Origin of the sequence: Pasteurella canis (assembly GCF_900454865.1) — a bacterium.
Lineage (GTDB): Bacteria > Pseudomonadota > Gammaproteobacteria > Enterobacterales > Pasteurellaceae > Pasteurella > Pasteurella canis.
In genome coordinates, this window is the sequence record NZ_UGTV01000005.1 from 1 (window position 1) to 7749 (window position 7749).

Annotated in this window: 2 protein-coding genes and 5 pseudogenes; 3 read left to right on the forward strand and 4 right to left on the reverse strand. The window is 37.1% G+C overall.

Annotated features, from left to right (window positions below; translation table 11 throughout):
• The 4 genes and pseudogenes from DYE19_RS11585 to DYE19_RS00210 all read right to left on the reverse strand — a co-directional run.
• The coding region (locus tag DYE19_RS11585; RefSeq protein WP_438361424.1) for a glycogen/starch/alpha-glucan phosphorylase at positions 1-531 on the reverse strand (531 nt) is incomplete at its 3' end.
• Positions 465-1945: pseudogene (glgP, locus tag DYE19_RS00200) on the reverse strand (glycogen/starch/alpha-glucan family phosphorylase). The gene DYE19_RS11585 and the pseudogene glgP (DYE19_RS00200), both read right to left, overlap by 67 nt.
• Before the next feature lie 107 nt (positions 1946-2052).
• A pseudogene (glgA, locus tag DYE19_RS00205) lies at positions 2053-3494 on the reverse strand (glycogen synthase GlgA).
• Positions 3495-3635: 141 nt separating this feature from the next.
• A pseudogene (locus DYE19_RS00210) lies at positions 3636-3968 on the reverse strand (GlgC family sugar phosphate nucleotidyltransferase); the annotation flags it as partial.
• Positions 3969-4025: 57 nt separating this feature from the next.
• Between DYE19_RS00210 and DYE19_RS00215 the strand changes: the two are divergent.
• The 3 genes and pseudogenes from DYE19_RS00215 to glgP (DYE19_RS00225) form a co-directional block, all read left to right on the forward strand.
• Positions 4026-4247, forward strand: a pseudogene (locus DYE19_RS00215) (GlgC family sugar phosphate nucleotidyltransferase); the annotation flags it as partial.
• Positions 4248-4388: 141 nt separating this feature from the next.
• Positions 4389-5831, forward strand: coding sequence for a glycogen synthase GlgA (glgA, locus tag DYE19_RS00220; RefSeq protein ID WP_115322253.1), 1443 nt, complete (start codon positions 4389-4391; stop codon positions 5829-5831).
• Positions 5832-5938: 107 nt separating this feature from the next.
• A pseudogene (gene glgP / locus DYE19_RS00225) lies at positions 5939-7749 on the forward strand (glycogen/starch/alpha-glucan family phosphorylase); the annotation flags it as partial.

Sequence of the window (7749 nt, forward strand, 5' to 3'; positions counted from 1 at the left end):
AATATCGGCTGCTGGAATAATCAATTCAGCCAGACTCACACTATAGTTAGGAATAAATACTAGCTTTAAGCGTCCTTTTAAGCGTTCATCCTTGTTGATTACATTTGCCACATCATTAATCAAATTGATTGTTTGTTTTGCTGCATAATAAGCAGAAGCTGCTTTACCCGCAAGAATAAACACTCGTGGTACCCAATCTTTTTCTGGGTTTTCAATCATCGCATTATAGCGAGCGATGATATGTAGCACATTTAAAATTTGACGTTTATATTCATGGATACGTTTCACTTGTACATCAAATAAAGCATTTGGACTAACCTCAATACCTAATTCATTTTTAATGTAATTTGCTAATCTAACTTTATTATTGTACTTAATTTTCGCCACTGATTTTTTCAATTCAGGATCTTGTACTTTTTCTTTTAACAACGTTAATTGACTCAGATCACGGCGCCATTCTTTACCTATATATTTATCAAATAATGCTGAGAGTTCTGGGTTAGCAACACCGATCCAGCGACGAGGTGTAATACATTCGTTACATTAGTAAAACGCTCTGGATAAATACGTGCAAAATCAGCAAAAGTCGACGTTACCATTAAGTCAGAATGAATCGCAGCTACACCGTTAACTTTATTTGAGCCGACAACCGATAACCAGCCCATACGAACTTTACGGTGATCCCCTTCTTCAATCAATGAAACACGACGGATGAAATCAGCATCAGTTGTCACATAAGTACGTACATATTCAAGGAAATAATCATTGATTTCGAAAATCATTTGTAAATGGCGTGGTAAAATCTGTGCCATCATTTCTACTGGCCACGTTTCCAACGCTTCAGACATTAACGTGTGGCAGGTATAAGAGAATACGCGACGAGTAATATCCCATGCTTTTTTCCACTCAAAACCTTCCTCGTCGATTAAAATTACCATTAATTCAGGAATCGCTAATGCAGGATGAGTATCATTTAAATGGATAGCGACTTTATCTGCAAAATTTTCCATCGTATTATGAATACGTTTATGGCGATAAATAATATCTTGTAATGAAGCGGAAACTAAGAAATATTCTTGGCGTAAACGTAACTCACGACCACTCCAAGTTGAGTCATCTGGATATAAAACACGAGTAATTTTTTACTTAATGTACGATCTTGTACCGCAGCAAAATAATCACCCTTATTAAAATCGGCTAAATCAAAACGATCACCAGCATAAGCGCCCCATAAACGTAATGTAGCAGCAGAATCATTAGCATAACCAGGAATGATCTGATCATAAGCTAATGCCACAACTTCTTCTTTACTCGTCCAAATGCATTTTTTACCTTCAAAATGAATGCCTCCGCCAAAACGAATAGTATGGCGTTTTGAAGGACGAATAAATTCCCATGGCGCACCTTTATCTAACCAAGCATCAGGTTTTTCACTTGATGACCATCTTCAATTTCTTTGCTTGAACATGCCATACTCATAGCGAATACCATAGCCCACACCAGGTAATGCTAATGTAGCAATTGAGTCCATAAAACAAGCTGCTAAACGACCTAATCCACCATTACCTAATCCTGGATCGACTTCTTTTTCTAAAACGTCTTCAAGGTTCACATTAAGTTCAGATAACGCTTGTTTAGCAATATCGTAGACACCTTCTGCAAGCATTGCATTAGACAATGTACGACCAATTAAGAATTCCATTGATAAGTAGTAAACTCGACGTGTTTCTTCACTTCTCGCTTGACGAGCAGTTGTTATCCAACCCTCAGTTACAAAATCACGTACAGCATATAATGTTGCATTAAGCCAATCACGCTGACTAGCTTCTTTTGGTGAGCGGCCAATTAAAAAAATAAGTTTCGATACAATGGTTTTTTTCAAAGACTCTACTGTAATCTCTGGACGATTATATAAAAACGGAGAGTCGAAGTTATCCATGATCATAGTTATATTACACTCCTAAATGATTTAAAAAACGTTGCAATTTAGTCATTTTTGCACAAAAATGCAACAGTTTTTTTGTTAAAAATCTTAATAAATAAAATTAATACTTAATAGCTCGATAAAATACGTTGGTATAAGTGTTGGTAACCTTTCGCCGAAATTTGCCAACTAAAATCTTGTTCCATCGCAATAGTTCTGACACTAAACCATAAACGCTGCTTCTGCCATAATGCAAATGCATTTACGAGAGCATGACGAAGAGATTCGCCATTTGCATGCTCAAAAACAAAACCTGTTGCAACACGTGTTTTAATATTTTCAGCATTTGAATCAACAACAGTATCAGCAAGCCCTCCTGTGGAGCGTACTAGTGGTAAAGTACCATATTTCAAGCCATATAATTGTGTTAAGCCACAAGGTTCAAAACGGCTTGGCACCAAAATTACATCGCCACCTGCCACCATTAAATGTGAGAGTGCCTCATCATAACCAATCTTCACAGCAATATTCTGTGGATATTGCTCAGCTAAATATTTAATACCTGCTTCTAAATGAGGTGATCCAGAACCAAGTAATGCAAGTTGCCCACCTTGTTTTACAATTTCATCTGCGCTTTCAATCAATAAGTCCACACCTTTTTGTTCGGTTAAGCGTGTAACCATAACAAATAATAAAGCTTCGGGATCTTGCGGCAAATTAAAATATGCTTGTAACGCCTCTTTATTTTTGCGTTTGCCCGTCATAGCTTTTAATTTATAGTGATGTTCAATATAACTATCATTGTTAGGATGCCAAATTTGTTCATCAACGCCATTGAGAATACCCACTAAACGTCCTTGCTGTGCCAATGTATTCAATAAACCTTGTAAACCATAAGCAAACTCAGGGGTTGTAATTTCTTGAGCATAAGTCGGACTGACTGCTGTCACGGCATCAGAATAATATAATCCTGCTTTTAAATAAGAAATTTGCCCGTATAGTTCTAAACCATCAACATGGAACATACTCGCAGGTAACCCTATTTCAAATAGATGATGATAAGAAAATTGCCCCTGATAAGCTAAATTATGAATAGTAAAAACGGATTTTGCAGGACGTCCTTTATTAAATAAATAAGCACTACTTAAGCCCGCATGCCAATCATGAGCGTGTACCACTTCGGCACGCCACCAACTGTCTAGCCCCGTAGCTAATTCAGCCGCAACCCAACCTAATAATGCAAAACGTTTATAATTATCAGCATAATCGTTATACCATTGATCATGATACGGATTGCCTTCTCGTTGATATAAATGTGGCGCATCAATTAAGTAGACCCCACCCCTTTATATTCGCCATAACGTAAAACGATATGCCCCGCAAAGTTATCAAATTCACTGACAACTACAGTATCTGGAATCCCTGCTATAATAGCTGGATAAGCTGGTAGTACAATGCGAGCATCAATACCAATCTCTTTTTGTGCAAAAGGCAATGCACCCATCACATCAGCTAACCCACCTGTTTTCAATAAAGGATATAATTCCGAGCAAGCATGTAGTACTTTCATTTTGTTACCTTTAAAGTGTCAAATATGTACAAACTATTGGTCGTTTGTATTTCAATATAAAAGGGCGAACACATAGGTCCGCCCTACGTTTATTTAATTCATAATTTGAATCGGTAAAACGTCTCCAAAACTGACCGCACTTTAATCTAAGTGGGATTCTGAAATAACTTTTTCACCGTTCAACTTTTTTAGCATCGATGCGTAACTAATACAACACCACCAGAACTTACTCTAAAGCGTTGGCGATCAAGTTCAAGATTAACACCGATTTCCATCCCATCTGGGATCACAGAATGGCGATCAATAATACAACGTTTCAATTTACAGTTTTTACCAATTGTGACTTGTGGTAAAACAACACAGTGATCAATTTCTGAATCTTCATCAATTTTAATACGATCAAAAAGAACCGAATACTAATAGAGCATCCGTAATAACACACCCACCTGAAATTAGTGAATTATCTACTGGGCGTGATTTTCTATTAGTTCTATCGTATTAAAATTGATGAAGATTCAGAAATTGATCCACTGTGTTGTTTTACCACAAGTCACAATTGGTAAAAACTGTAAATTGAAACGTTGTATTATTGATCGCCATTCTGTGATCCCAGATGGGATGGAAATCGGTGTTAATCTTGAACTTGATCGCCAACGCTTTAGAGTAAGTTCTGGTGGTGTTGTATTAGTTACGCCATCGATGCTAAAAAAGTTGAACGGTGAAAAAGTTATTTCAGAATCCCACTTAGATTAAAGTGCGGTCAGTTTTGGAGACGTTTTACCGATTCAAATTATGAATTAAATAAACGTAGGGCGGACCTATGTGTTCGCCCTTTTATATTGAAATACAAACGACCAATAGTTTGTACATATTTGACACTTTAAAGGTAACAAAATGAAAGTACTACATGCTTGCTCGGAATTATATCCTTTATTGAAAACAGGTGGGTTAGCTGATGTGATGGGTGCATTGCCTTTTGCACAAAAAGAGATTGGTATTGATGCTCGCATTGTACTACCAGCTTATCCAGCTATTATAGCAGGGATTCCAGATACTGTAGTTGTCAGTGAATTTGATAACTTTGCGGGGCATATCGTTTTACGTTATGGCGAATATAAAGGGGTGGGGGTCTACTTAATTGATGCGCCACATTTATATCAACGAGAAGGCAATCCGTATCATGATCAATGGTATAACGATTATGCTGATAATTATAAACGTTTTGCATTATTAGGTTGGGTTGCGGCTGAATTAGCTACGGGGCTAGACAGTTGGTGGCGTGCCGAAGTGGTACACGCTCATGATTGGCATGCGGGCTTAAGTAGTGCTTATTTATTTAATAAAGGACGTCCTGCAAAATCCGTTTTTACTATTCATAATTTAGCTTATCAGGGGCAATTTTCTTATCATCATCTATTTGAAATAGGGTTACCTGCGAGTATGTTCCATGTTGATGGTTTAGAACTATACGGGCAAATTTCTTATTTAAAAGCAGGATTATATTATTCTGATGCCGTGACAGCAGTCAGTCCGACTTATGCTCAAGAAATTACAACCCCTGAGTTTGCTTATGGTTTACAAGGTTTATTGAATACATTGGCACAGCAAGGACGTTTAGTGGGTATTCTCAATGGCGTTGATGAACAAATTTGGCATCCTAACAATGATAGTTATATTGAACATCACTATAAATTAAAAGCTATGACGGGCAAACGCAAAAATAAAGAGGCGTTACAAGCATATTTTAATTTGCCGCAAGATCCCGAAGCTTTATTATTTGTTATGGTTACACGCTTAACCGAACAAAAAGGTGTGGACTTATTGATTGAAAGCGCAGATGAAATTGTAAAACAAGGTGGGCAACTTGCATTACTTGGTTCTGGATCACCTCATTTAGAAGCAGGTATTAAATATTTAGCTGAGCAATATCCACAGAATATTGCTGTGAAGATTGGTTATGATGAGGCACTCTCACATTTAATGGTGGCAGGTGGCGATGTAATTTTGGTGCCAAGCCGTTTTGAACCTTGTGGCTTAACACAATTATATGGCTTGAAATATGGTACTTTACCACTAGTACGCTCCACAGGAGGGCTTGCTGATACTGTTGTTGATTCAAATGCTGAAAATATTAAAACACGTGTTGCAACAGGTTTTGTTTTTGAGCATGCAAATGGCGAATCTCTTCGTCATGCTCTCGTAAATGCATTTGCATTATGGCAGAAGCAGCGTTTATGGTTTAGTGTCAGAACTATTGCGATGGAACAAGATTTTAGTTGGCAAATTTCGGCGAAAGGTTACCAACACTTATACCAACGTATTTTATCGAGCTATTAAGTATTAATTTTATTTATTAAGATTTTTAACAAAAAAACTGTTGCATTTTTGTGCAAAAATGACTAAATTGCAACGTTTTTTAAATCATTTAGGAGTGTAATATAACTATGATCATGGATAACTTCGACTCTCCGTTTTTATATAATCGTCCAGAGATTACAGTAGAGTCTTTGAAAAAAACCATTGTATCGAAACTTATTTTTTTAATTGGCCGCTCACCAAAAGAAGCTAGTCAGCGTGATTGGCTTAATGCAACATTATATGCTGTACGTGATTTTGTAACTGAGGGTTGGATAACAACTGCTCGTCAAGCGAGAAGTGAAGAAACACGTCGAGTTTACTACTTATCAATGGAATTCTTAATTGGTCGTACATTGTCTAATGCAATGCTTGCAGAAGGTGTCTACGATATTGCTAAACAAGCGTTATCTGAACTTAATGTGAACCTTGAAGACGTTTTAGAAAAAGAAGTCGATCCAGGATTAGGTAATGGTGGATTAGGTCGTTTAGCAGCTTGTTTTATGGACTCAATTGCTACATTAGCATTACCTGGTGTGGGCTATGGTATTCGCTATGAGTATGGCATGTTCAAGCAAGAAATTGAAGATGGTCATCAAGTTGAAAAACCTGATGCTTGGTTAGATAAAGGTGCGCCATGGGAATTTATTCGTCCTTCAAAACGCCATACTATTCGTTTTGGCGGAGGCATTCATTTTGAAGGTAAAAAATGCATTTGGACGAGTAAAGAAGAAGTTGTGGCATTAGCTTATGATCAGATCATTCCTGGTTATGCTAATGATTCTGCTGCTACATTACGTTTATGGGGCGCTTATGCTGGTGATCGTTTTGATTTAGCCGATTTTAATAAGGGTGATTATTTTGCTGCGGTACAAGATCGTACATTAAGTAAAAATATTACTCGTGTTTTATATCCAGATGACTCAACTTGGAGTGGTCGTGAGTTACGTTTACGCCAAGAATATTTCTTAGTTTCCGCTTCATTACAAGATATTATTTATCGCCATAAACGTATTCATAATACGATGGAAAATTTTGCAGATAAAGTCGCTATCCATTTAAATGATACTCATCCTGCATTAGCGATTCCTGAATTAATGGTAATTTTAATCGACGAGGAAGGTTTTGAGTGGAAAAAAGCATGGGATATTACTCGTCGCGTATTCTCTTATACCTGCCACACGTTAATGTCTGAAGCGTTGGAAACGTGGCCAGTAGAAATGATGGCACAGATTTTACCACGCCATTTACAAATGATTTTCGAAATCAATGATTATTTCCTTGAATATGTACGTACTTATGTGACAACTGATGCTGATTTCATCCGTCGTGTTTCATTGATTGAAGAAGGGGATCACCGTAAAGTTCGTATGGGCTGGTTATCGGTTGTCGGCTCAAATAAAGTTAACGGTGTAGCTGCGATTCATTCTGACTTAATGGTAACGTCGACTTTTGCTGATTTTGCACGTATTTATCCAGAGCGTTTTACTAATGTAACGAATGGTATTACACCTCGTCGCTGGATCGGTGTTGCTAACCAGAACTCTCAGCATTATTTGATAAATATATAGGTAAAGAATGGCGCCGTGATCTGAGTCAATTAACGTTGTTAAAAGAAAAAGTACAAGATCCTGAATTGAAAAAATCAGTGGCGAAAATTAAGTACAATAATAAAGTTAGATTAGCAAATTACATTAAAAATGAATTAGGTATTGAGGTTAGTCCAAATGCTTTATTTGATGTACAAGTGAAACGTATCCATGAATATAAACGTCAAATTTTAAATGTGCTACATATCATCGCTCGCTATAATGCGATGATTGAAAACCCAGAAAAAGATTGGGTACCACGAGTGTTTATTCTTGCGGGTAAAGCAGCTTCTGCTTATTATGCAGCAAAA